Genomic DNA, 485 nt, shown 5'->3' with positions numbered 1-485 from the left:
GTAATCATCAAGGTATTTCATCACTTCTTCTGGAACATTGACTTTATCAATGCTAGCATTTTCAGAATGGTTAAAATCAGAGGGAAAAAAGTCTTTGTTTACACCCAAGAAATTATAGGCTTTAGATAAAACAGCTATGTCCTTAGTAATACTTTCGGTGGAGAGTAGTAGTATATTAGATTTGGGGAAATAATTTTCATAAAGCTCGACATAGTTCCTATATAACCCTCTACTTAAATAATCAAACGGATCGGTAGACAAAGGATTATCAAGCTTTGGCGCGGGCTTTTCATTGAGTATGGCTTCACGAATACTTCTAGTTTCCAAACCATTGTTAACGGAAAATTGGTAATTTGATATAGCTCTTTTAGCTGGGTTCCGTAACATCATGATAATTTTGGCATTAGGAAACATCATTGATATTCGTTTTGCAGCCAGTTCATATTCGATATAGGACGTACTCTTTTCGCCACATGCAAGTATAC

General features: G+C 35.3%; 1 protein-coding gene. It reads right to left on the bottom strand.

Features of this window, described 5'->3' with window-relative positions:
* Positions 1-423, bottom strand: a 423-nt coding sequence (locus AB4232_RS22745; protein WP_372088129.1) for a sulfotransferase domain-containing protein, incomplete at its 3' end; no start/stop codon positions are given.
* Positions 424-485: the final 62 nt, after the last annotated feature.

Origin of the sequence: Vibrio sp. 10N.286.46.A8, assembly GCF_041470165.1 — a bacterium.
Taxonomy (GTDB): Bacteria; Pseudomonadota; Gammaproteobacteria; order Enterobacterales; family Vibrionaceae; genus Vibrio; species Vibrio tasmaniensis_A.
This window is presented reverse-complemented; position numbering and strand designations above follow the sequence as displayed.